This window comes from Candidatus Arcticimaribacter forsetii, assembly GCF_910589745.1.
Lineage (GTDB): Bacteria > Bacteroidota > Bacteroidia > Flavobacteriales > Flavobacteriaceae > Arcticimaribacter > Arcticimaribacter forsetii.
The window spans coordinates 1,891,802-1,914,915 of record NZ_OU342399.1 but is presented as its reverse complement, the minus strand read 5'-3'; the positions used below and the strand labels follow the sequence as shown (position 1 = coordinate 1,914,915).

At 30.0% G+C, this 23,114-nt stretch carries 28 protein-coding genes, 1 tRNA gene and 1 pseudogene; 21 read left to right on the top strand and 9 right to left on the bottom strand.

All coding sequences use genetic code 11. From position 1 onward, the window contains the following. Positions 1 to 20 precede the first annotated feature (20 nt). From NG655_RS08820 to NG655_RS08800, 5 genes are all read left to right on the top strand, one after another. Positions 21 to 779, top strand: coding sequence for a hypothetical protein (locus NG655_RS08820; protein WP_252158945.1), 759 nt, complete (start codon positions 21 to 23; stop codon positions 777 to 779). A 38-nt stretch (positions 780 to 817) separates the two neighbouring features. Further along, positions 818 to 1,270, top strand: coding sequence for a 5' nucleotidase, NT5C type (locus tag NG655_RS08815; RefSeq protein ID WP_252158944.1), 453 nt, complete (start codon positions 818 to 820; stop codon positions 1,268 to 1,270). After that, a complete protein-coding gene (locus tag NG655_RS08810) occupies positions 1,263 to 3,257 on the top strand; it encodes a DUF2779 domain-containing protein (protein WP_252158943.1) in 1,995 nt (664 codons plus the stop codon). The genes NG655_RS08815 and NG655_RS08810 overlap by 8 nt, the downstream gene beginning before the upstream one ends. Before the next feature lie 40 nt (positions 3,258 to 3,297). Further along, positions 3,298 to 3,705 (top strand): hypothetical protein, encoded by a 408-nt coding sequence (locus NG655_RS08805; protein WP_252158942.1) that lies wholly within the window; start codon positions 3,298 to 3,300, stop codon positions 3,703 to 3,705. 105 nt (positions 3,706 to 3,810) lie between these two features. Further along, positions 3,811 to 4,026, top strand: coding sequence for a hypothetical protein (locus tag NG655_RS08800; protein WP_252158941.1), 216 nt, complete (start codon positions 3,811 to 3,813; stop codon positions 4,024 to 4,026). Positions 4,027 to 4,180: 154 nt separating this feature from the next. Here NG655_RS08800 and NG655_RS08795 read toward each other — a convergent pair whose 3' ends face one another. The 3 genes from NG655_RS08795 to NG655_RS08785 all read right to left on the bottom strand — a co-directional run bounded on the left by NG655_RS08795 (position 4,181) and on the right by NG655_RS08785 (position 5,810). Continuing rightward, positions 4,181 to 4,837, bottom strand: a complete 657-nt coding sequence (locus NG655_RS08795; protein ID WP_252158940.1) for a hypothetical protein — start codon at positions 4,835 to 4,837, stop codon at positions 4,181 to 4,183. A 113-nt stretch (positions 4,838 to 4,950) separates the two neighbouring features. Beyond that, entirely contained in the window at positions 4,951 to 5,331 is a 381-nt protein-coding gene (locus NG655_RS08790; protein WP_252158939.1) for a hypothetical protein, read from the bottom strand. A gap of 20 nt (positions 5,332 to 5,351) precedes the next feature. Then, positions 5,352 to 5,810, bottom strand: a complete 459-nt coding sequence (locus NG655_RS08785; protein WP_252158938.1) for a GIY-YIG nuclease family protein — start codon at positions 5,808 to 5,810, stop codon at positions 5,352 to 5,354. Positions 5,811 to 6,062: 252 nt separating this feature from the next. Here NG655_RS08785 and NG655_RS08780 point away from each other — a divergent pair, with 252 nt between their 5' ends. The 3 genes from NG655_RS08780 (at position 6,063) to NG655_RS08770 (ending at position 7,398) form a co-directional block, all read left to right on the top strand. Next, positions 6,063 to 6,359, top strand: coding sequence for a hypothetical protein (locus NG655_RS08780; RefSeq protein WP_252158937.1), 297 nt, complete (start codon positions 6,063 to 6,065; stop codon positions 6,357 to 6,359). After that, positions 6,360 to 6,569, top strand: coding sequence for a membrane protein insertion efficiency factor YidD (yidD, locus tag NG655_RS08775; protein WP_336511178.1), 210 nt, complete (start codon positions 6,360 to 6,362; stop codon positions 6,567 to 6,569). A gap of 166 nt (positions 6,570 to 6,735) precedes the next feature. Beyond that, complete coding sequence (locus tag NG655_RS08770) at positions 6,736 to 7,398, top strand: hypothetical protein (protein WP_252158936.1); 663 nt, start codon at positions 6,736 to 6,738, stop codon at positions 7,396 to 7,398. Here the strand turns inward: NG655_RS08770 and NG655_RS09500 are convergent. Both NG655_RS09500 and NG655_RS08765 read right to left on the bottom strand, forming a co-directional pair. Further along, positions 7,390 to 7,542: pseudogene (locus tag NG655_RS09500) on the bottom strand (DNA methyltransferase); the annotation flags it as partial. The gene NG655_RS08770 and the pseudogene NG655_RS09500 sit on opposite strands and share 9 nt — an antisense overlap. A 364-nt stretch (positions 7,543 to 7,906) precedes the next feature. Further along, positions 7,907 to 8,938: a hypothetical protein gene (locus tag NG655_RS08765; protein ID WP_252158935.1), complete on the bottom strand. Its 1,032-nt coding sequence runs from the start codon at positions 8,936 to 8,938 to the stop codon at positions 7,907 to 7,909. An 826-nt stretch (positions 8,939 to 9,764) separates the two neighbouring features. Between NG655_RS08765 and NG655_RS08760 the strand changes: the two genes are divergently transcribed. From NG655_RS08760 to NG655_RS08735, 6 genes are all read left to right on the top strand, one after another. After that, positions 9,765 to 9,959, top strand: coding sequence for a hypothetical protein (locus NG655_RS08760; RefSeq protein WP_252158934.1), 195 nt, complete (start codon positions 9,765 to 9,767; stop codon positions 9,957 to 9,959). Then, positions 9,940 to 10,152: a helix-turn-helix domain-containing protein gene (locus NG655_RS08755; RefSeq protein WP_252158933.1), complete on the top strand. Its 213-nt coding sequence runs from the start codon at positions 9,940 to 9,942 to the stop codon at positions 10,150 to 10,152. The genes NG655_RS08760 and NG655_RS08755 overlap by 20 nt, the downstream gene beginning before the upstream one ends. Positions 10,153 to 10,354: 202 nt before the next feature. After that, positions 10,355 to 10,846, top strand: a complete 492-nt coding sequence (locus NG655_RS08750; protein WP_252158932.1) for a hypothetical protein — start codon at positions 10,355 to 10,357, stop codon at positions 10,844 to 10,846. Positions 10,847 to 10,988: 142 nt separating this feature from the next. Beyond that, positions 10,989 to 11,402, top strand: a complete 414-nt coding sequence (locus NG655_RS08745; RefSeq protein WP_252158931.1) for a hypothetical protein — start codon at positions 10,989 to 10,991, stop codon at positions 11,400 to 11,402. Positions 11,403 to 11,415: 13 nt separating this feature from the next. Beyond that, a complete protein-coding gene (locus tag NG655_RS08740; RefSeq protein ID WP_252158930.1) occupies positions 11,416 to 11,889 on the top strand; it encodes a hypothetical protein in 474 nt (157 codons plus the stop codon). Positions 11,890 to 11,919: 30 nt separating this feature from the next. Beyond that, complete coding sequence (locus NG655_RS08735; protein ID WP_252158929.1) at positions 11,920 to 12,507, top strand: hypothetical protein; 588 nt, start codon at positions 11,920 to 11,922, stop codon at positions 12,505 to 12,507. A 17-nt stretch (positions 12,508 to 12,524) separates the two neighbouring features. On the opposite strand, the gene NG655_RS08730 is transcribed toward NG655_RS08735, so the two are convergent. From NG655_RS08730 to NG655_RS08715, 4 genes are all read right to left on the bottom strand, one after another. Continuing rightward, the gene (locus NG655_RS08730) at positions 12,525 to 13,133 is read right to left on the bottom strand and encodes a hypothetical protein (RefSeq protein WP_252158928.1); all 609 of its coding nucleotides are present in this window, start codon (positions 13,131 to 13,133) and stop codon (positions 12,525 to 12,527) included. A gap of 100 nt (positions 13,134 to 13,233) precedes the next feature. Continuing rightward, positions 13,234 to 13,383 carry a ParB N-terminal domain-containing protein gene (locus NG655_RS08725; RefSeq protein ID WP_252158927.1) on the bottom strand — a complete coding sequence of 50 codons (150 nt, stop codon included), beginning with the start codon at positions 13,381 to 13,383 and terminating at the stop codon, positions 13,234 to 13,236. 70 nt (positions 13,384 to 13,453) lie between these two features. Beyond that, complete coding sequence (locus tag NG655_RS08720) at positions 13,454 to 15,109, bottom strand: tyrosine-type recombinase/integrase (protein WP_252158926.1); 1,656 nt, start codon at positions 15,107 to 15,109, stop codon at positions 13,454 to 13,456. Between the two features lie 137 nt (positions 15,110 to 15,246). After that, a tRNA-Phe gene (locus NG655_RS08715) sits at positions 15,247 to 15,319 on the bottom strand. A 94-nt stretch (positions 15,320 to 15,413) separates the two neighbouring features. On the opposite strand from NG655_RS08715, the gene NG655_RS08710 reads away from it, so the two are divergent. The 7 genes from NG655_RS08710 (at position 15,414) to NG655_RS08680 (ending at position 23,063) form a co-directional block, all read left to right on the top strand. Next, positions 15,414 to 16,139 carry a type III pantothenate kinase gene (locus NG655_RS08710; protein WP_252158925.1) on the top strand — a complete coding sequence of 242 codons (726 nt, stop codon included), beginning with the start codon at positions 15,414 to 15,416 and terminating at the stop codon, positions 16,137 to 16,139. A 2-nt stretch (positions 16,140 to 16,141) separates the two neighbouring features. Continuing rightward, entirely contained in the window at positions 16,142 to 17,398 is a 1,257-nt protein-coding gene (locus NG655_RS08705) for a BamG family beta-barrel-assembly machinery protein (protein ID WP_252158924.1), read from the top strand. A 17-nt stretch (positions 17,399 to 17,415) separates the two neighbouring features. Then, on the top strand, positions 17,416 to 18,804 hold the full coding sequence (locus tag NG655_RS08700) for a hypothetical protein (RefSeq protein ID WP_252158923.1): 1,389 nt from the start codon (positions 17,416 to 17,418) through the stop codon (positions 18,802 to 18,804). After that, entirely contained in the window at positions 18,805 to 19,371 is a 567-nt protein-coding gene (gene lptC, locus NG655_RS08695) for an LPS export ABC transporter periplasmic protein LptC (protein WP_252158922.1), read from the top strand. A gap of 12 nt (positions 19,372 to 19,383) precedes the next feature. Further along, positions 19,384 to 19,572 (top strand): hypothetical protein, encoded by a 189-nt coding sequence (locus NG655_RS08690; RefSeq protein WP_252158921.1) that lies wholly within the window; start codon positions 19,384 to 19,386, stop codon positions 19,570 to 19,572. Then, on the top strand, positions 19,573 to 20,841 hold the full coding sequence (locus NG655_RS08685; protein WP_252158920.1) for a hemolysin family protein: 1,269 nt from the start codon (positions 19,573 to 19,575) through the stop codon (positions 20,839 to 20,841). It abuts the gene before it with no gap. A gap of 110 nt (positions 20,842 to 20,951) precedes the next feature. Then, on the top strand, positions 20,952 to 23,063 hold the full coding sequence (locus NG655_RS08680; RefSeq protein ID WP_252158919.1) for a peptidylprolyl isomerase: 2,112 nt from the start codon (positions 20,952 to 20,954) through the stop codon (positions 23,061 to 23,063). Positions 23,064 to 23,114 lie beyond the last annotated feature (51 nt).

Genomic DNA, 23,114 nt, shown 5'->3' with positions numbered 1-23,114 from the left:
TAAACATTGATTAATTATTCATGGATAAACAAAATTATATTGTAGAAATAATTAGTGAATTATCATTAGTATTCTGGTTATCAATCTATCTTGTTTCACCGGTGTTTTTGGTATTGGAAGTTTTTGTTCAAGAATTCATTACTAAACTGATTTATATTCTTACTAATAAACTTCAGTTAGCTAGAGAAAAGATTCAAAAGATTGGTTTTAATTCAACTGAAAAACTTCAACACCTTCAATCCCTTCATTCCGAGTATGAAAAGAAAAAATCACTTACGGAAAAATTAAAAATTAGTGAGGATTTTTTGGATGAGACTAGAGGAGGTATGTTTCTGATAAATGAAATGAGTGAAAAAGTGATGGGAAAAATTACTATTGATCAATCAGTTGATGATTATAAAGAGGATGATTATTTCTTTGATCGAAATATTATTTCTAAACAAGACTTTTCAATTCAAGAATTAAAAAATATTCAATCTAACATAAAAATTGAAAAATTAAATGGGAAGACATATTACACAAATAGTTCAATTAGACAGAATGTAAGAAGGGTCACATCTCAATTTAAAGACGAAAATTTTAAAAAAGAGTTTATTTTAATGTTCAAACAAATTGAAAGTGATTTTCTTGAAAATGTTGAAATGTATCTTTTTCAAAAGAGAGTTTATAAAAAATGGAAAATATTTAAAATAGTTGCTTTTATCCCCTTTATGTTATTTTTATCAGAGTTAGTTGAGGTCATATTCGGGATACTATTTGAGGATTTTATTTCAAATTGAATTTCTATATTTTAAATAGAAACTAATAATTTATATTTATGAAAATAATTTATGTTGATCTTGATGGTGTAGTTGCAGATTTTGATAGAGGAAAAAAAGAACACCCTCTTGGGAACATCACTCCCTACATAGGGAGACCAGACAAATTACCTGGAGTTTATGAAAATTTAGATCCTGTGGAAGATTCAATTGAATCAGTCAATAAACTTCTAAATCATCCAGATTTTGATGTTTATTTTTTATCTACCGCTCCGTGGGATAATCCTGATGCTTGGACACATAAAAGATTGTGGGTAGTTAAGTATTTTGAAGAAAAATTAATTAGAAAAAGATTAATACTGTGTCATCATAAACATTTAATGATAGGAGACTATTTAATTGATGATAGAAGATTTAATGGTGCTTCTGAATTCCAAGGTAAATGGATTCATTTTGGGAGTGAAGAATATCCCAATTGGAAAAGTGTATTAAAATATTTAAATATTGGATAAAAGATACTTAACAAAATCAAGATTTAAGGAAGGATTAGAATGTCCAACAAAACTCTATTATTCCAAGAATTCAGATTATCAAAATAATCAACTTGAGGATTCATTTCTTGAATCATTAGCTGAAGGTGGATATCAAGTAGGTGAATTAGCAAAATTTTTAATTTCTGATAATCCATATATCGATGACATAACTGTTGAAAGTCTAGATTATGTTGAATCTGTCAAGTTGACTAATCACAAATTAGAAAATGAAGAAGTTTCAATTGCTGAACCTGCTTTTTTATTCAATAATCTTTTTGTTAGGGTTGATCTTCTCCAAAAGAAGGGTAATGAAATCGATATTTACGAGGTAAAATCAAAGTCTTGGGGGTATGAAAGTGTGGATGACCAAGAATTTAAGGTATTTATAAAAGAGTATAAAAGAGGAGAAAATGAGGGTAAAAGGAAAATTGATCCTAATTGGAAGTTTTATCTTTATGATATAGCCTTTCAAAGATATGTTGTTCGGAATCTATTTCCTTCAATGAAAATAAATACTCACCTTGTTTTGGCAGATAAACTTTCGAAAACTTCTATTGACGGTTTAAATCAGTATTTTAAAATCAGTAATAAAAATGGAAGAAAATCTGTTGAGGTAAGCGGTGACTTAAATATTACTGAGCTTGGAAAATTACCCTTAAAAGTCATCAATGTAGATCAAGTCTGTGATTTCATTGAGAAGGAGAAAATAGGAAAAAATAGTTTTGAAAATCATATTGAGTATCTTTCAAAATTATACAAACAGAAGATTAGAGATTGGAAAAAAATAGATCATGATTGTTTCAAGTGTCAATACAGAAATGATTCCTTTTTTGGATTGAAAAGTGGATTTCACGAATGTTTTAAAAATTCTGGTTACAATCTCGATGAAGAATCTAACTTGGTTGAAAGGATTTGGAGAGCTACAAAAAAAGAGACTGATAAAGGGAATTTTTTAATCGATCAAGTCAACGAAGAAGAATATATTGATAATGAAGTTGAGGATGAAAATGGAATGTCGACTTCATTCAGACAATACATTCAGATAAAAAAAGATAAAGAGAGGGATAATACTCCTTACTATCATGAATATTTGAGTGATGTTATACAAGGATTAGAAAAACCATATCATTTTATTGATTTTGAAACTAGTGGAGTGGCTATACCATTTCATAAAAATAGATCACCTTATGAATCAGTTGCTTTTCAATATTCCTACCACCTTTATGATGATGATAAAATTGAACATAAAGGAGAATATTTAAACACCAATCCAGAGTTCCCTAATTATAGTTTTATTAGATCATTAAAGAATGAGTTTTCTCCAAATTTGAAAGGAACGATATTTAGGTATCATAATCATGAAAATACCATACTCAATAAAATTTACACTCAATTAATTAATGAGTCTTCTATTGAGGTTCCAGATAGAAATGAATTAATTGATTTTATTAAAGAGATTTCTCAACCTACAAGAGGTAATAGAGGAGAGTGGAAACCTACAAAGAACAATATGGTTGATTTGTATAAATTAATTGTTTCTCTTTATTATTCTCCATATTCTAAAGGTTCAAACAGTATAAAATATATTTTACCATCGGTGATCAATGATTCTTCATTTCTAAAAACTAAGTATTCGAAACCAATTTATGGTACAAATCAAATTCCATCTAAAAACTTTTCTAATCATTCATGGTTAAATGATAAGGAATTGGATCCCTATAAAAGTTTACCTCCAGTTTTCTCAAATATAAATGATGATTATGTAGGTTATCTAAACGGAGAAAATTTATCATTTAGTACAATTAATGATGGTGGTGCCGCTATGACAGCGTACGCATATCTTCAATTTGGTGATTTAGATCAAAATTTAAAAGAGAGTATTAGAAAGTCATTATTGAAGTATTGTGAATTAGACACCATGGCAATGGTTATGATATTTGAACATTTTTTAGAAAAAACTAAATAATTATGGGGAGAAAAGTTTCTTTTAAAATACAGGGTTTTATATGAAAATTAAATTAGATGAATTACTTGAAGAATTAATTATTCAATTTTTCCCAAACCATATTTTTACTTTAAAAGGGAGTTTAGAATGGTACCCTACAACGGAAAAACAGAAAGAAAGACATTTTAAAAAGTTTGGGAAGGAATTAAAACCTCAAAAAAGTAGATATAAAATTAAACAGGTTTTTTGGGAAGGAAAAACCCAAGATGATAACGTTTCATCACACCACCAAATTGTTATCAGTGAAATTGAAAAAGATGGTGTATTTTACATTATGAATGATCATAAAGTTGAAAGAATGGGACAAACATTTAGATATAAATTTAAAATAATTGATTATTTGAATTTATCGGATTATTCAAAATGTAAATACGAATTATTAGATAAGAGAATGATAATGATTAGGTAGGAATTTATTTCATTATTATTAAAGGTTTCGTGAATAAAATCGACTTTTATTTCAGATTTTAATCATAGATTATCTCATAACCACATTAAATTTTATAAACATATTATGGATGAAAAATATTTTGAAATAGTAAAACTGTTTGATTCTAAATTCAACGTTGAAGAAACTTATTCTCACTCTGAACTTAGAAAGTTTATTGAAAATGAGGAAACTTTCGTTGTAAAGAATGTGGCTGCTTATAGTTACAATCGTTGGAACAAAGGGATGTCCGTCATTTATTCTGCAGTTAAGAGGTTAATTAATCAAAGTGTATCAGAATGAAGGAATAAGAAGTTTTGATAGACTCTCTTAAAAACTTTTGAATTGAATAATGTATCAGTATTTCAAAGATGAGGTTTCTTGTAACTGAGAAAATACTTTTTCCCTAAAATGGGTATCGGAGTGGTTTTTATATCTATTAGATTATAAAGAGTTTTTAAACATCTTTCAAAGTAAACAATTTAACAGTTAAATTTTTTCCTCTAAAATCTTCATATTCGTATTCTCTTTGAAGTATTTGAGTTTTATAAAGTACATTATTCACTAATTCTATTTCTTCATTAGGTGTTTCCAGTGTAATACATGTGTGAGAAAATTCTTCTGGTTTAGGTTCTGTGTCAGATTCTATTGAATAACTAATTAGGGTGCCTTTTAATTCTTGATAGTAAAAAAGAATATTAGGTCTTTTATCGCAAGGATAAGCATCACATTCTGGATTACCTGATGGAATATATGATTCTAATACTGGAGTATCTATATGTTCATATATTTCATCAGGAACTTTTTCATCCCAAGGAGTATCAATTAAATTAAGAATTTCTTGTGACCTCCAGATAAGATTATCATTTCCATCTAAAAGGATAAAATTGAGACTAGAATTACTAATTGAAGTTTTATTTATCCAATAGTTGGTAAGTAAATCAGCAATATAGTTTTCTTCTCCAAGTATTGTAGACAATTCGGAATACATCTCTTCTAGTGAAGAATAGTCGTTTTTTGTTTTGAAGTTGTTGATTTTTAAAACTTCATCATTTGAAAGTATATGTGCAGATCCATCAAAACAAGTTCCACTCATAATAAGTCGAAATTTCATAATATTTTTTTTATAATTCAAAGAATATTTATCATTATTAAAAATGTTGAATATGATAGTAGTTGTAAATAAAAAAATGGACCTTTAATTATATTTAAATCAGTTCGATTTGATTAAGATTTATCCTTAACTAATTTCACAAGACATTTATTCCTCGCACCTCGACCACCCTTTAAAAAGATACCACTAGACAAGGTCATTGAATAAGCAGTTCCTTTTTTTCCGTAAATGAAGTCAGGTTCTGTTGAGTTTTCGGAAGACCAATAAGAATCCCCTATGCTAAGATTAGGTATTTTCTCTCGATATTTATGTATTAATTTTAATTCTTCATTGTTTGGTAATCTTGAACCATCCTTCATCTTACTTACAAGTTTGTTTGCTTGATCATAATTCATTACACCATAATCCCCTGGGACTCTTTTTGATGAATTATCAGGATAGAGTAAATCGACTGATATTAAAAATGGTAACTCTTTTATATCTATAAATTCCATATTCAAATTTTATTAAATAATTAATACATCTTATTATTCCAATGACCTTTATTTTCTTGTTCATTATTTAGTTTTATCCAGTACGATTCAATTGATTTATAAAGATTTATATCATTAAATTCAAATTTATCATCATTCTCTTTTAAAATGAATGTTTTTTGTTTTGAAGGTTCATATATATAGACTTTGACCTCTTTATTGTTGTATAAAACTTCTTTTTTAATTCCTTCTCTAACATCTTTCATTACATTGTTTTTGTGGTAATTAAGAGGTCTACTGTATCTTTTGGACTCTCCAATATACTTTATATAATCATCAACAATTAAAACATAAATTAGACCGTTTTCTGAGACTTTTGATTTGAGTCCTCTTTCGTATTCAAGATCGACTTTATCTAATTTATTTTTGTGATATTTTCCAACATAGTTAAATAAAGGTCTTATTTCTTCCCAAAGGTTATTAGGTTTGTGTTTAATCATAAATTTTTATTTTTATTTAAATACTTAATATTAATCTTCAAGTTTACTTTTCGGGTATCAACTCTTTATCAAAGAGTACTTTTAGTTTTTTGAGTTCAGATTCTTCAATTTACTGTTTTCATATGTTGTAAAGTACTATTAATACGATGCAACTAAATTTAACTAATAAATTACATAAATCTATTAACATTTTTTTTTTAATTTCAATTAAAATACTATATTCATTTTGTATTAACACTAAATTAAATTAAAATGCAAATTTGTCCTTATTGTCAAGAAGAAGTTAAGAAAGAAGCTAAAAAGTGTAAACATTGTGGTGAAATTTTAGATGTTGCCTTAAGAGCTGCTGAAGAAGCTAAAAAATCATCAGGAGGGAACGTTTTTAATGTAGCTGGTGGTTCATCATCATCATCATCATCATCATCATCATCATCATCATCATCATCATCAGATGGAAATTTCTTGAGTAGAATTACTTGTTTAGACTGGGTTTTAATATTCTTAACAGGAGGATTGTGGTTAATTGTTGTTGCATTGAGAGGCAGGTAGTTGAAATCAGTATTAATAAAATTTATACGTTTCTATCAAAAGAATATTTCTCCTTTCAAACCTTATAGTAGTTGTATTTTTAACCCTACTTGTTCAGAATATTTTATTCAAAGTCTTGTTAAATACGGATTATATAATGGAACAAAATTAGGACTTAAAAGAATCTTCAGGTGTAGACATGGATCTCGAGGTGGATATGACCCTGTTTAATTTTAAAGAATGTAAGATCAAATATAAAATTTGATTAGGTACTGAATATCCATCATTTGTAAGACTTGAATCAGTTAGAAAAGGAAGTTGTGAAGAATGTGGAAAAGATGTTATAAAAAGATTAAAAGATGCTGGGTATTAATTATTCAACAAACAAATTCCCATTTTGATCAAATTAAATTTGAAATATTGTGGAGCAGAAGAGAATTTATTTTTTTGGTTAGGAGTTTTGTCAATTCTTTTTTTGTTTTCTTGTGAGAATGAAAGTATTATTACAGACGATGGTCAAGGTATCCAAATTCATTTTATTGACGGTTTAAACGATGATCCAAGATTTCAGTTGTCTAAAAACATTGATGGATATTATGAATTAAATTTAGATAGATCAAAAAATCAAACCATTCAACGAATTACAGGAGTTCTTTTAAGAAACGGAAAACCTATTGAAGATTCGTGGAGTGGTACTCAACCTAAAATGGTTAATTGGGAGTCTAATCTATATTGGTGGTTATTTGAAGGAGAAACTGTTGCAAACATTACAAAAACCTACCTTAATTTATTTACTGGAGAATTAGTATACGTTAATCTACCTCCCCTTCTTAACTGGAGTGATATCATAGTCCCCACGATCAACAAGAGTTCATATACTGATGAAAAAACTGGAATTGTTAATACTGTAATTTCTCCTATTCAAGAAATGGTTGGAGATACAATGAAAATTAAAATGACTTATACTCATTCAATAACTCAAAAAGAAGATGGGTCAAAATTTTTTGAAATTATAGGAGAAAAAGTTTTTAAGGATTCAACTTATATTATTTTAAAATGAGTTCAAATCATACCCCACAAAACTTCTTCCTAACTTATCACAAACTCTACCTGTAGTTCCACTCCCCATAAAAGGATCTAATACCAATTCAAACTCTTTTGAAGTTTGAAGAATAGGTAGAGTGATTATTTCTTCAGGGAAAGGAGCGGGATGTTCTCCTAAATAATCTTACAAGAATAGTAACCTCATCTTCAGGTAGATAAAGTTCCTTTTTCTTTCTAAATAATGGTACAAGATTTATTGTCATACTTTACACAATGAGTACCAAAGATACAAAAAAGAACCGTATAACTTTACACAAAACTTTACACAAGGAGGTGTATGAAAAGACAAAACCCTCTAAATCAATGATTTAAAGGGTTTAAAAGTGGTACCTCCAGGAATCGAACGATACACATATATTATTGACAAACAATTAGTTACAAAAACATGTTGTTCTTAAAAAGAACATATTTGTACTCTAAGTTGTTCTTAATAAGAACAATAGAATTTTATAAAGAACAACTAACTATTTATTAAAAAACAAATTTGTATTTTTTGGTTTTGACGAGGATTTATCACCATTCCCAGATTCGGTATATGTTTTATCGTAATATCCTAGATATCCCTTGTAATAGAAACTTAAAGGTAAATTAGTTTTAGTAAAACATCCTTCAAATTTTATTGTGTAAACATTACTATCGGATATTTCAATACTTAAATTGGAGTTTGAAATATCCAATTCATCTCCATCACTCGTGGTGTTACCGTTATTTTCATACTCCCCCCATTCAACATAACTTAAAAAACTTGTTTCAGAAATTTCACAAAATTTTTGTTCAAAACCTTCTTCTGATTCATCATCTAAATCCCCTAAAAATTCTATTAATTCGTTGTAACTATCGAATGTAGAATTTAAAATAGTTGAGTTTGAATTCCAAAATTCTAAGTAATTCATATAATTACCTGGAACAATTTCTGATTCAGAGGGATATAAAAAGAGAGAGATTTCAACACCATCTCCTGAAGTATATCCATCAGTGTCAGGACTCTTTCCTTCACTGTACAAAACAAGATCTAGATTATGATATCTTTCTTCACCAGAACACACGAAATCATTACCATAATCCATAATATGTCCATTAGATAAGGACCAAGTATCATTCCCGACTTTTAATTCCATATCATTATCTACTAAAACCTCATGTGAGATAATCTGGTGGTTTCCAAGGTTTTCAGAACCTGTATATGTTATTGTAATGACTTCAATATCTTCAAATAAGTCACCATCTTCATTAATATCTTCCTCTAAAATTTCTTCTGTAGAAGAGGTTGTATTTGAGGAGGAAGTAACATTAATTGTTCTTGTTTGTTCAGTTCCTTGAGAACCTGTTCTAGTTTGAGTAAAATTAGAAGTCTGATTTGTAAAATCAGGTGACCAATTACCAAAAGTTTCTTGAGGAGTAGGTGTAACCATTTCATCACCACCATCATCCGATGAACAACTTGTGATAATTACTGAAAATATTAGTACGAGTATAGATTTAATAGATAGTTTCATTATTCAAATTTTAAAATAAATTTACTTTATAAAGTAAATAAAAATTCTTTATATAAACTATCCATTATTCAATTTTTGAGTCAAAGAACAACTCAAATTATTAATACATTGAAAAACAAATAGTTATGTGAGTAGTTCGAGTACTAAATATTACTAAATAAAAAACCCTAACTAATTTAATATCAATTAGTTAGGGATGGTGGTACCTCCAGTACCAAGACCATATTTTTATATACTGATTTACAATAGGTTATAAATAAAAATAGTACCCGTGGGTACTAATTTAAGTACCTTTTGGGTACTATCAAAATCCTTTGGGTACTAAACTCTGGGTACTAACAACCTCTGTTAGATTTGGCAGAAGTTATTTTCATCCTTTTTCTCACATTTTTTTACGTTTTCTAAAGTTTCTAATACTTATATATAGAACCAATTGTTCTACTGAGTTGTAGATTACTTTAAGAAATACTTAATCTACCGAGATACTACACCTGACACATGGGGGAAGTGCCCGATAATGACCAACACTCACCGATAGGTAAAACCAGTCATTAGTGTTCCGAGAGGTAAATAAGAAAGGTCTGAACTCGTTAAAATGCAGATAGGTTGAATTCTTGTTTGAGTATCTGTTAGATTCAACTGAAAAATGGGAATAGTTTTTTAAAAGGGAATTTCCCTTAATGGACTCACTATATCTAATTGTGAAGTATTAGATGAGTTTTAAATATTATAAAAGTTTATAATAAAGAGTATCAACCTCGAACTGATTAAGTATTTAGAGTACGAGGTTATTACTGTTTTTTAAAATACTCTGAAAGGAAATAATATGTTAAGAAATATAACAGATGAACAAGCAAGACACATGGTAGATATTCTAAAAAAGAAATCAGAATTGATTAAGAACTTCTACCATAAGATTGAGAAGTACAGAATAAGTGGAGATAGAGAAACCTATAGCAAGAAGTTTAAAGAACTTTTAGAAAAAGAGGAGATTAAAGTATATGGAGAGAAGATTGAGTAAAAAGGATTTAATGGAACTCTATGGAGTAGATAGAGTAACCATAGAAGATTGGAGAAGAAATAGAGGATTGAAAATGATTGAAGTCTCTACTCATTCAAAATACATTACAGAAAAGGATTTATTAGAGTGGGAAAATAGTCTGAAAGGGAATATTAAAGTTAAGAGGTTAAATAATCAAAGTGTATCAGAATGAAGTGTTGAGAAGATTTGATAGACTCTCTTAAAAACTTTTGAATTGAATAATGTATCAGTATTTACAGGATGAAGTTTCTCGTAACTGAGAAAGTACTTCCCCCTATGCCCTAATCGGGGTGGTTTTTATATCGGAGTCAATTTTTTTCCCTTTGGAAAATGATAGGGTAAAATTGAAAAATGATTTTTTGTAAATTTAATATGTGAAATATATCTACATACTTCTGTTTTTATCCACTTTAATCGGGTGTTCCAAATTAGACGAACCAATTTTTTACCCTTGTAAGGATGGAAAATGTGATTCGGTATTTTATGTAGATGTTCCTTATAGTTCATATCTAGATAGTAATGGTTATTGGAGAGTGTCCTATCAAGGATTTAAGTATTTCACCGTAAAAGGAAAACTTGATGAACTACATGAGAAGTATGTTATTAATGGAGTTCCTTTAGTAGAAACCATTTTTGATTCAAATTATTGGGTTTGGATTAACAATTTGAGTTTTACAATTCCTGTTTACTCAGTACTTAGTTGGTTTACTGATGAAGAGTTTAACAATCCAGTTCCTGTTGGTGAGTATACTATCTATCTTACCGATATATTTGATGATGAACCCCCACTTAATATAACTGGTTATCAAATAACAGAAAACACTTGCATGGATTGTCCATACACTCCACTATATATAAAATTTTAGTTATTATATTTTGCACCAATTCTTCAAAAATCATAAAGAGAGGAGAAACTAAGATTACTGAAATCCAAAAGGAGATTCCTAGGTTTTTGATTATATAAATTAATTGATCTATAAATTCAAAAAAAGACATATATTGTATAATATGAATTATCATAATTTACTAAAATTTATTATTTCAGAGTTTTTTTCTGAATCAAATTTTGATTTACATGGAAAATTAGAGTGGTTACCTGTGTCAGAAAGAGAAAAAGAAAGATATTTTAGAAAAAGAGGTAAAGAGTTAAAACACCAAAGAAGAAAATATAAAATTTCAGATATCTATTGGGAAAAAAAAAGAACGGATCAAACTAAGAAAAAAACTTTTTTTACCTATCACCATATCTTAATAAGTAACATTGATAATAATGGAATATTTTTCTGTATAAGTGATTTAAATCTTGGTTTTGGGGGACATAAAATGAAATATGAATTCTCAATAAAAAATTATTCTGAAACCCTTAAAATAAAAGATTTACAATTATTTTTGGTTGATGAAGATATGTTTATGATAAGATAACCCAAAAAAAATTATGAAAAAATATAATAATCCACCAAAAAAAAGTGATTTTGAGTATTTCCAAAATTTCTCAGATTTTCAAATCGTAGTATTATGTGAATTTGAATTACTTAGAAAAAACAAAAAATTTACAAGAACAGATGGTCCAAATCCAAATCAATTATTAAATGATTTTATAATTAGTTGGAAAGAGAATGAATTTAAAGAAGTTTCATTTAGAGATAGATCTAGTTTCCAAGTTGATATTCAGAAAATTATTCCATTTTTATGGACTGTTTTTGGAGATATGTCTGATAAAAATCATCTTCATATTTTTAAAGATAGACTTACTGATGAGGAATCCAAAAAACTAGAGAACATCCTTATGGATCTTCAGAATAAATGGGAAAAAGATTTTATGGAATACAAATCGATTTCAATTTTGACTGATGAGGAAATGATAGTAAGATGGAGTGAGGAAAAAGGTATGTATGAGGAAATCAAATAATTTGTTTAAAGATTAAAATTTTGATTTCACATGGCAAACGAAATGAGAACTTTTCTAACTGTGGTATCAAAAAATCCAAAAGTTCCTATACGTCTAAATGAAATATTTAATCGTAAAAAGGGAAATTATGAAACTACATCTTTAGATATAATCAATAATATAGAAGGGACAAATTATTGTTTTTCTGATGAAAAAGATGGATGGAATAGAGAGGTTGATTATCCAAACAATAAAATTTGGGAAAAATATATTGGACCTAAATGGTTATATGTAGAGTATAATCATGATGACAATCCAGAGTTTTGTAATATAGTAATTAGATCAGCTTGGTGGTTACCCAAAAATTTTATATCATTTTTGAGAGATGATCTTCAAAAAATTGATTCAGATTGTTATTTAAAAGGAACTTTTGAAGAAGAATCATATAATCCTAGTGGATCATTTGTATATGGTATTAACCAATATGAAGATATTGAAGATATTGAAGAGGAGTTTGATTGGGATGAATCTAATTTGGATGATTTTTATTTAGAAAAATTTCACAATAAGTTATTAGAGTTAGAAACCCTTCTAGTTTCAAATTATATTGAATTTATAGATTCCTTTAAGAAAAATTAATTTATGTAATTAAAAATTTAAACTTCAACAACAAAATATCTAAAAGAATTTTTATTTACTCCATTATTTTTTCCATTCCATAATATTTTTTCAGTCTTAATTTCTGTTAAATCAATTTCATCAGAATAAGTTCTTGATGACCAATTTGGTTCTTCAAATTTTGTTTTTAATTTTTTTTCATTTTCAAAACTATATTGATGAGAATTTGTTTTCCCAATTCTACTTTTTTTCCAATATAGGTAGTCATTAGATATAAATATAAAATATCCCGAGTCTATCTCCTTTTTCTTCTTAAGATCCAGGAGTCTTTTTATATCTATAAGAGAATTAAGTTTTCCATTTGTTTGTGCTCCCTGATTTATATATTTATGACCCTCAACTTTTCTTGTTTTAAATTTAATTTCAATACCAATTTTAATATAGTCTTTAATGAAAATATCGGTGTAGGTTTTATCAATTGATTTATAGTTAAAACATTTTTCAAGTTCAAGTTCAATATTTTTTTCTTTCCAAATATCAATAGCAAGTTTCATTTGAACTGACTTTTCATTTAGATACTTCTCTTCATTATTATTTTGGATAATTATCTTGTCGCAAGACTTCTTAATTATATTCAGATAAGTCATAGAGTTTTTTTCAGCCGGAAGATAGAGAAAACTATGAGGATTATATTATTAATTATTTAAATAATCCTGACAGTGATGAAAAATTTCCTCTTACACTCAATTAAATAAAATTAAAATATTGAGAATCAATAATTAGAGGTTGTAATAATCCAACCTCTGAGATGTTTTCCATCAGTTCCTCTATATAGGATAGGGTGTAGATTTCTTTGTTCTTTGGATGGTGAGTAAGAGAGGAAACTTTAACCTTCATAGGGTGAAGGTAGCGAAGAAATTTGTGGTATGCAAGTAATCATAAATCTTCTTAAGTCTGAGAGGGTATTTTAATCACCGACTACTATTTTTTGGAAGAGTTCATCAAACTTATTTTGGTCAATCCACCCTTCATCAAGGGAGTATTTAAGTTTTTCTATTTTATCTTTTTGTTCTTTGGAAAAGGGGGAAGGGGTTTTTTGTGGAGGTTTATTTGTGGAGGTTTTTGGGGGTGTATTGATTTCCTCATAATCTAAAAACAAGTCATCATTTACGAGGGTTTTTTCTTTATCAAGTACCTCATAATACATATCAAATACCTTTCTACTTTTGTGTCCCGTCATACTTTGTATTATACGAGTTGGCACTCCTCTTTCTATTTGTTCCCGTACAAACGTTCTTCTACCAATATGGGAAGAAACTAAACTCCACAGGGGTAATCTTTCGGTTTTTTCTATTGTACCTACCAAATCCCAATCACGTTGGTTTATCTCTCTGTTTAACCCTACTATTCTGCAAACGTCTTTTATATACTTATTAAACTTATTGTTGGATATACTATTTCCTAATTCGGTTCTCGGGAAAAGGTAGTGTTGTCCGTGTTTTCCGTTGGAGTATTTCCTCCATATCTCATAAACTAACCTATTTCTTGGTACTTTAACGGGTTCCCTTTGTTGTCTTATTTTTTCCATATAAAAGGTAATCATACCCCTTTTATATCCTAAAACAGGGTCTGTTTTATCATCATAAACTATATCACTCACTTTCATTTTAATCATATCTCCCCATCTACAACCTACGTTGGAGAGGAATAACAACATATCTTTATATACCTCAAAAGTGGTGTATTTAACCTCTTTTTCTTTTCCATCTTTTCTTTTCCACTTATCTAAAATATAACTCAACCTTTTTTCTTTAGTGAGTATCTTTTCGTGTTCTGTATTGGTAAAACAAAACTTATCGTATTTGTGGAGTTTAATAACCTCATCACGTTTAAGAAAAACTATATCAAGGTTTTCGTCATTTCCTAAATAAACATTTTGGGGTTTTCTTATTTGGAAGGAGGTATTGTATTTTTCTTTACTCCAAGAGGAAAAGTTGGAGAGTACTTTTATTCTTTTGTTTATTGTAGAGGGTTTTAATCCTTTTGTATCATAGCTCCACTTGATATATCCATATACCCAATCCCTATCTATCTCATCAGGAAAAAGGAGTGTATTGTTTTTATTTTGGTAATGGGTGGTGTATTCTATTATCTGTTTAATACTACTCATAACCCCTCTTTTGGTACTATCTCTTTGGGGGTTATACTCTCCTTTAATCCATTTTTCGTATTCTGTGAAGAGGGGTAAAAAATGGAGTTCTTTGTGTGTATCGTCTTTCTTTTCCTTTCTTTCCTTTCTTTCCTTTCGTAAATAACTCTTTACGAGTTCTACTATGGGTTCTTTATCTTGTTTTTGGATGGTGAGTATAATACCATTTATCTCATCTAACTTATTTCTAATAAGTAAGTTCTTTACCCTATGGTTCTTATCTGTTGTTTTTATTGGGTTTTTGGAGGTTTTATCTCTCCATTTTTTATCCCAATCTTTAACTAAACAAGAAACGTTCGTAGAAATCTTGGTTCTTTTTCCATTATAGTAGTAGTCTATAACCACCCTAACATCCTTACTATGAAGAAGTTGGGGGGTGGTTTTCTTGTGGTCTAATCGGTAATAAAGTCCCATTTTTTCGTACCTTTTTTACTATACTAGTATACGAAAAATTCCTCAATTTAGTACCCTAATTAGTACCTTTTTGTAGTTTAAGGGTGTAAAAAAACCCGAAACCCCTTTGTTTATAAGGGATTACGGGTTTTGGGTAGTGGTACCTCCAGGAATCGAACCAGGGACACATGGATTTTCAGTCCATTGCTCTACCAACTGAGCTAAGGTACCTTTCAAGTGGGTGCAAATATAACGTCCTTTTTAATTCTCTACAAAACATTTTATCTAAATTTCTTATTGTTTATTTTAGCGGAAACGAATTTCTATGATAAATTTGATTGTCGATGCGGGAAACACCTCTGTTAAACTTGCTTTATTTAGTAAAGGTGAAATGCTTTTAACAAAACATATTGAGCCTAATATTCAGACTTTTAAAAGAATTTATGAAGAGTTCGAAAAAATTAGTTCAATATTAATTTGTGATGTCCAAGGCTTAGATTGGAGTTTTTTAAACACAATTTTTGACCCTAAAAATATTTTTATTTTAGATAGTACCTGGAAGCTTCCTTTCATAAATTCATACAAAACACCTGAAACTTTAGGTGCAGATCGAATAGGATTAATTGCAGCAGCAGTTAAGGAGTATCCTAATTCTAATGTTTTAGTAATCGATTTGGGAAGTTGTATTACCTATGATCTAATAAAAGAAGATCAAACTTACGTGGGAGGTATGATATCCCCAGGTTATACTATGCGTTATAAAAGCTTAAATACTTTTACGGGGAAACTACCTCTTGTTGAAAATGAAACTTTTACTGATGTTATTGGAGACGATACAAAAACATCCATTCAGGCAGGTGTTTTTAATGGTATTTTACATGAAATTGAAGGTCAAATTGAATTTTTTAGACAAAAAAATGAGAATTTAACAATAATTTTAACAGGAGGAGACTGCTTGCAGTTGTCTAAACGATTAAAAAACCCCATATTTGCCCATCCGAATTTTTTGGTTAAAGGTTTGGATTATATATTACAATTCAACAAAAAATAAATTTGAAATACTTATACCTAATAATATTCCTCGCAGTATCGCCTTTAATTTTTGCCCAAAGCAATACTTCATCTCCATACTCTATAGGGGGTTTAGGTGAATTAGCTTTTAAAGGAAACGCGATTAATAGACATATGGGAGGTCTTGATATTTATTCAGATTCACTTCATGCAAACCTGAATAATCCTGCTAGTTTTGGAGATTTAAAGTTGGTTACCTACGGTGTGGGGATTAACTATAAAAGCACCAAACTCGCTTCCAGCGCAACAGAAGAAACAATTGCTTCAGGGTCTTTAGACTATTTTCTTGTTGCCATTCCTACAAAACACTTTAGTTTTGGTTTTGGTATACTCCCTGCTACTTCTGTAGGTTACAGGTTGCAATCAATTACACAAGGTGATGATATTAACAATGTAATAAGCCAAAACGAAGGTTCTGGTGGGCTAAACCAAACATTTTTTACGATTGGTTTTAAAGTTACAGATTACCTAAATCTTGGAGTGAGTGCAAATTATAACTTTGGTAGAATATCAAATGAGTATTCAAGACAGGAGCAAAATGTCGACTTTGGTTCTTTCTTTAACAAGAAATCATCATTAGTTGGTTTTAATTATCGTTTTGCAGCACAGTTTAAAATTCCTCTGACCAATAAAATCCGTTTGGATGCAATGTCTTTCTATGTTCCAGAGAATACATTGACCTCGACAAACGAGAGTACTTTTTTTACACGTTCCATTACAACATCTAACATTGGAGATATAGAAAATGTAGATTTGTCTTTAAATAATTTACAAGAAACCAAAATAGCAATGGGAGATCAAATTTCCGTTGGCCTTGGAATTACTAAAGATAAAAAATGGTTCTTTGGAGGTCAATATACCCATAGAAACTCTGGTGGATATGTAAATGATTTTATAACACTGGATAACATAACCTACGCTAATGGGAATCGCTTGTCGATAGGTGGTTTTTATCTTCCAGATTACAGTTCGATTACAAGCTACTGGAAAAGAATTGTTTATCGTGCTGGATACCGATCAGAAAATACCGGTATCTTGTTTAATAATCTGCCGCTCAAAGAAACTGGCATATCTTTTGGAGTGAGTTTACCATTGGCAGGATATTCTAATGCAAATATTGGATTTGAATATGGGAAACGCGGAAGTCAAGATAACGGACTCATTCAAGAGTCTTATTACAATTTGATAATTGGATTGTCATTGAATGACATCTGGTTCATAAAGAGAAAATTTAATTAACCTAAATACAACAATAAATGAGAACTTTAACAAATTTCTTAATTTTAACTTTTATTCTAAGTGCAGGTATTGTTCGTGCTCAGGACAATGGAACTTGTGCTCAAAACTTGTCTATTTTTTACGAATCTGTAAAAATTAAAAACTATGATGTTGCCTATGAGCCGTGGGTTGCAGTTCGACAAGAATGTCCATCTCTGAATATAAATATTTATACTTCTGGAGAAAAATTACTTAAGGCTAGAATAAAGGCAGCAGATGCGACTACCAAAAATGCTGAAATACAAGATTTAGTTAAGCTTTATGATCAATGGATACAATATTTCCCGCTTAGAAAAGGGAAAAGTCTAAAAGGAAATATCCTCTCTAAAAAAGCAAAATTATTACTCGATACAAAGACCGGAACTACAGAAGAAATCTTTGCAATTTTTGACGAAGCTTTTACAACTGACATCAAAAGTTTTTCAGATTTCCAGAGACTCTACCTTTATTTCGAATCAATGCATGAATTGTATAAAAAAGGAAATTCTGGAATTACTGCTGAAAAATTATTTGACAAATACGAAGAAGTTTCTGAAAAACTTGAATTAGAAGGGACTATCACCTCCAAGAAATTAGATAATATTCTAAATAAAGAAACTGCTGGAAAAGCGCTGTCTAAAAAAGATCTTAGAAACAAAAAGATTTACGACAGAAAGTTAACTCAGTTGTCAAAAGTCATCAAGAATTTAGATGCTATCATTTCAATTGAATCATCTTGTGAGAATTTAATACCCCTTTATCAAAGAAATTTTGAGGAAAACAAAAACAATTCTGTATGGTTAAACCGTGCTGCTTCTCGAATGAAAAATAAAGAATGTTCAGACGATCCTTTGTTTGTTACTATTGTTGAAGCTTTGCATACAATTGATCCATCTGCAAATTCTGCTTACTATTTAGGAATATTAAACGATAAGAGAGGAAACAGCAGTGAGGCTTTAAGATATTACGAAGAATCCATAACCTTGCAAACAGATCCTTACAAGAAGGCTAAGATTTTACTAAAAATTGCAAAAGAATTTGAAGCTAGAGGAAGAAAGTCTAAAGCAAGAAGTTATGCTAACAAAGCACTTAAATTTCAGCCATCTTTAGGAAGTGCTTACCTATTGATATCGAGGTTATATGCTAGTTCAGCAAATTCTTGTGGTACCACTCAATTCGAGAAAAGAGCAATATATTGGTTAGCAGCTGAAACTGCTAGAAAAGCAGGACGTGTAGATGCCTCTTTAAAAAAGACAGCAGAACAAAATGCTTTAAGTCACGAAGGACGTGCGCCTAGTAAAACAGATATTTTTACAGAAGGGAATGCTGGAACAGTAATAGAGTTTTCTTGCTGGTTTAAAGGTAGTGTTAAGGTTCCTAACTTATAAATGAAACGTATTGTTTTAAAATATAAATTAAGGGTTGTCGTTTTTGCGACAGCCCTTTTTTGTTCTTGTGACTTCTCTGCAGAAAAGCCGGCAATTAATAATTTAGGGAAAGCAGATCCTGCAGGTAAGGGATATGAAATAAGAATGGTTTATACTGATTCTACTAAGGTAAAAGCTATTTTGGAAGCGCCTCTTTACCTAGATTATTCTAATTTATCATTGCCTTATTCAGAGTTTCCAGAGGGTCTTAAAGTTACTTTTTTAGATGAATTCAATAATGAAAATATTGTTCTTGCCGATTTCGGTACTCTTTACAATTCTACTAAAATAATTGATCTTGTTGGTAATGTTAGTTTGACTTCTAGTGATGGTTCAGTCTTAAATACAGAACAGTTATTTTGGGACGCAAACAACGATTGGATTTTTACAGAACGTGAGTTTAGATTTGTAGGTCCAGAGTACAATGTCTTAGCAAACCGATTGGATACCAATAAAGAATTTACTAAATTTCAAACTGGGAAGCTAACAGGAACAGTCGCTGTTAAGCAAGAACCTGTTGAAAAATAAAAATACACTTAAATGAAGTTTTATAAAATATCTGAATTAATGTATATCGTTGTTGCTACAGTATCTCTTTTTGAGGTAATTACTTTGTGGGACATTGATCGAGAAAAATCATATTTGTTTCTAGGTTTTGCAGCTCTTTCTGTATTTATGGTTTTATTCCGCAGGAACTACAGAAAGAAATTTAACAATAGAAAACCCTAGATGATTGTAACAGACATCGTAATTATTGTTTGTCTAATTCTCTCAGCTTTTTTTTCTGGGTTAGAAATAGCGTTTATTTCTTCCGATAGGATTTTTCTAGAAATTGAAAAAAATCAAGGTAATATTGTCGCAAAACTTCTCACTTTAATCACAGAAACACCCTCCAAATTTATTGCTACTATGTTGGTGGGGAACAATATTTCGTTAGTTGTTTACGGGATTTTCATAGGAAATCGAATTATAACAAGTCTTTTTCCAGAAGTAGATGCTTCAAATCTTCCTATCAATATTTTATTCTATCAGACTTTAATATCTACAGTCATTATACTCTTAACTGCAGAATTTCTTCCGAAAGTATTTTTCCAGCTCTATGCCAATAAGCTCATTAAGTTTTTTATAATTCCAGCAGCTTTTTTTTATTATCTGTTTGTTCCCATAACTTTTTTTATTATCAAAATAACAGATGGCTTGCTTCATTTTTTCTTTAAAACCTCTGCAGAAGTTTCAGAAATATCATTCTCGAAAGGCGAATTAGGGGATTACATAGAAAAACAAGTCGAATCTGTATCGGATAAAGAGCAATTGGACTCTGAAATTCAAATTTTTCAAAATGCACTTGAGTTTTCAGACTTGAAAGCACGAGAAGTAATGGTTCCTAGAGCGGAATTGGTAACCATTGATATTGATAAGAGTATAAAAGAATTAAAAGAGCTATTCATGAACACAGGTCTCTCTAAAATACCTGTTTACCAAGATTCAGCAGACGATATTCTTGGTTATGTCCATGCTTTTGAATTGTTGAAAAAACCTAAAACAATACGTAGTATTTTATTACCCGTTGAGTTTGTTCATGAACCGCTACCAATTAACGATGTTCTAAATAAACTAACTCGAAAACGAAAAAGTTTAGCAGTTGTTTTAGATGAGTATGGAGGTACATCTGGAATTATAACAGTTGAAGATATTGTTGAAGAATTATTTGGAGAAATTGAGGATGAGCATGACGTAGTTGATCATTTTGAATTAAAAATTAGTGAAAACCAATTTGAATTTTCTGCTCGCCTCGAGGTTGATTATTTAAATACCACATACGGTTTATCTCTTCCAGAGGAAGAGTTTTACGAGACATTAGGTGGATTAATTGTTCATTTCACAGAAGAAATACCTGATCAAGATTGCACTTTTTCTATTGAAGGGTATGAGTTTAAAATACTGGAAGTTTCATCCACTAAAATTGAGCGAATCTTAATTACCATAAAAGATTCCTAATGTACCATTTATCAACTCAATAGGAATCTGTATTATATAGTTTTATTCCCTTTTATTATTGCTAAGGAAATTGTATTTTCGCAACTAATAAAAATTTAAATACCCACAAGATGGCCATATTAGGTAAAATCCGCCAAAAGTCGTTCTTTCTGATTCTAATCATAGGACTTGCATTATTTGCTTTTGTTATTTCTGGAGTTTTTGGAACAGGAGCTGGAGAAACAGGACCAACAGATCCTATCGGAATTGTTAATGACGAGGAAATTAAAATTGAAAACTTTAGATTTCTTGTAGATCAAACAGAACGTCAATATGGATATTCAACAATCCAGGCTGTAAATGTTGTTTGGAATCAATACGTAAAAAGCACTCTTTTTGAAGCAGAATTAAATACTTTAGGTATTGATGCTGGTAAAGAACAAATTGAACAAGTTGTTTCATCCACTGAATCTATTGTTTCAGATCCACGTTTTACAAACGAAGCTGGATTTTTTGATTTTGGTTTATTTGCAGATTTCATTTTACAGATGAGAGACCAAAATCCTCAAGCATACGAACAATGGAAATCTCAAGAAGCAGCAATTATATCATCAGCTAGAGAATCAATTTATTTTGATTTAATTAAATCTAGCACAAGTATTACTGATAAAGAGGCTGAGATTTTATATCATTTAGAGAACGATAATGTTAATTTAAACTTCGTTCAAATTCCTTTTTCAAGTATCAATGACAGTTTAGTTTCTGTTACAGATGCTGAAATAAAATCTTACATAAAAGACAATTCTGCTTCCTATGAAACTGAAGCAAGTAGAGGAATTGATTTCGTAGCTTTTCTTGATACTCCGACAAACGAGGATAAGAATATAATCAGAAACAATCTTGAGACTCTAATTAATGACCGTGTAGAGTATAATGACGTTTCAAAGCTTACCGATACTCTACAAGGACTAAAAACAACGACAGATGTTCAGGATTTTGTGGATAAATATTCGGAGGAAGGTTTTGACTCATTATATGTTTCGAAAAGAAATTTACCTATTGAATATGCAGATATCATTGCAAACTTAAATGTAGATGAGGTATTTGGCCCTTATATCGATATAGACTCTTATAAAATCACTCGCCTACTTGACCGTAAAGTTAAAGGGAACATAAGAGCTAGTCATATTGTTGTAGCTTATAAAGACGCTGTTGGGGCTAGCCCAGAAGTAACAAGAACTAAAGCTGAGGCAAGAAAAATTGCCAAAGACTACCTAAGACAATGTAAAAGAAAACCATCGCAAGTAGAGATATTAGCTATAAAACATTCTGATGGTCCTTCAAAAACTAGTGGTGGAGATTTAGGTTTCTTCCAAGAGGGAGGAATCACAAAAGAATTTTATGATTATGCTAACAAAGCTAGAATTGGTTCTGTCGGTTTAATAGAAACAGAATATGGCTTCCATATTGTTAAAGTAACAGATAAGCAAGACTTGTATTTATTGGCTAATGTGACTCAAAAGATTCTACCATCAGAAAAAACAACAGATGGTGTTTTTCAAGCAGCAACAAAATTTGAAATGGAATCTGCAAATGAAAACTTTAATGCTTTAGCAGAAACATCGAACTACACCCTTAGATCTGTGAATCAGATTAATATTTTGGATGAGAATCTTCCAGGTCTTCCGAGTCAAAGATCTATTGTTAAATGGGCATTCGATTCTGAAACCGAAATAGGAGATGTTAAGCGTTTTGATCTTTCCTATGGCGGTTACGCTGTTGTAAAGCTCACACAAGCTAAAGAAAAAGGATTAGCTTCAGTTGATGAAGTACGTGCTGAAGTAACCCAGATTTTAAGAAATGAAAAGAAAGCAGAAATGATTATTAAAGCAAATAAAGCTTCAAAATCATTAGAAGAGTTAGCCGCAGCTAATAGTGTTGAGGTTGCTTCTGCTTTAGTTGTTAATCAAAAAAGTCCAGTTCTAGTTGGTTCTGGAAGTGAGCCTTATGTTATTGGAGCTGCTTTTGCTTTGGATGTAAATCAAAGCTCAGGATTAATTACAGGAAATAACGGGGTTTATATGATTCAACTTACAGCTAAAAATGTAGCTGAGGATCAGGAAGATTATTCTATTTATGCAAAACGTTTATCTGAGTTAGAACGTGAAAAAGTTGCAGCCTTGGTTCTAGATGCTTTAGAATCTTCTGCCTCAATTACAGACAATCGTTCTTTATATTACTAAATAAAAGAATTTAAGTTCATAAAAAAAGCCTCTTTTAAAGAGGCTTTTTTA

Coding starts and splice junctions, on each gene's coding strand:
- NG655_RS08690 (WP_252158921.1), top strand. CDS start 19,384: ATGAAGTTTTATAAAATATCTGAATTAATGTATATCGTTGTTGCTACA.
- NG655_RS08745 (WP_252158931.1), top strand. CDS start 10,989: ATGAATTATCATAATTTACTAAAATTTATTATTTCAGAGTTTTTTTCT.
- NG655_RS08700 (WP_252158923.1), top strand. CDS start 17,416: ATGAGAACTTTAACAAATTTCTTAATTTTAACTTTTATTCTAAGTGCA.
- NG655_RS08820 (WP_252158945.1), top strand. CDS start 21: ATGGATAAACAAAATTATATTGTAGAAATAATTAGTGAATTATCATTA.
- NG655_RS08780 (WP_252158937.1), top strand. CDS start 6,063: ATGCAAATTTGTCCTTATTGTCAAGAAGAAGTTAAGAAAGAAGCTAAA.
- NG655_RS08765 (WP_252158935.1), bottom strand. CDS start 8,938: ATGAAACTATCTATTAAATCTATACTCGTACTAATATTTTCAGTAATT.
- lptC (WP_252158922.1), top strand. CDS start 18,805: ATGAAACGTATTGTTTTAAAATATAAATTAAGGGTTGTCGTTTTTGCG.
- NG655_RS08795 (WP_252158940.1), bottom strand. CDS start 4,837: ATGAAATTTCGACTTATTATGAGTGGAACTTGTTTTGATGGATCTGCA.
- NG655_RS08735 (WP_252158929.1), top strand. CDS start 11,920: ATGGCAAACGAAATGAGAACTTTTCTAACTGTGGTATCAAAAAATCCA.
- NG655_RS08725 (WP_252158927.1), bottom strand. CDS start 13,383: ATGAAGGTTAAAGTTTCCTCTCTTACTCACCATCCAAAGAACAAAGAA.
- NG655_RS08685 (WP_252158920.1), top strand. CDS start 19,573: ATGATTGTAACAGACATCGTAATTATTGTTTGTCTAATTCTCTCAGCT.
- NG655_RS08710 (WP_252158925.1), top strand. CDS start 15,414: ATGATAAATTTGATTGTCGATGCGGGAAACACCTCTGTTAAACTTGCT.
- NG655_RS08790 (WP_252158939.1), bottom strand. CDS start 5,331: ATGGAATTTATAGATATAAAAGAGTTACCATTTTTAATATCAGTCGAT.
- NG655_RS08805 (WP_252158942.1), top strand. CDS start 3,298: ATGAAAATTAAATTAGATGAATTACTTGAAGAATTAATTATTCAATTT.
- NG655_RS08815 (WP_252158944.1), top strand. CDS start 818: ATGAAAATAATTTATGTTGATCTTGATGGTGTAGTTGCAGATTTTGAT.
- NG655_RS08755 (WP_252158933.1), top strand. CDS start 9,940: ATGGAGAGAAGATTGAGTAAAAAGGATTTAATGGAACTCTATGGAGTA.
- NG655_RS08730 (WP_252158928.1), bottom strand. CDS start 13,133: ATGACTTATCTGAATATAATTAAGAAGTCTTGCGACAAGATAATTATC.
- NG655_RS08785 (WP_252158938.1), bottom strand. CDS start 5,810: ATGATTAAACACAAACCTAATAACCTTTGGGAAGAAATAAGACCTTTA.
- NG655_RS08680 (WP_252158919.1), top strand. CDS start 20,952: ATGGCCATATTAGGTAAAATCCGCCAAAAGTCGTTCTTTCTGATTCTA.
- NG655_RS08740 (WP_252158930.1), top strand. CDS start 11,416: ATGAAAAAATATAATAATCCACCAAAAAAAAGTGATTTTGAGTATTTC.
- NG655_RS08760 (WP_252158934.1), top strand. CDS start 9,765: ATGTTAAGAAATATAACAGATGAACAAGCAAGACACATGGTAGATATT.
- NG655_RS08800 (WP_252158941.1), top strand. CDS start 3,811: ATGGATGAAAAATATTTTGAAATAGTAAAACTGTTTGATTCTAAATTC.
- NG655_RS08720 (WP_252158926.1), bottom strand. CDS start 15,109: ATGGGACTTTATTACCGATTAGACCACAAGAAAACCACCCCCCAACTT.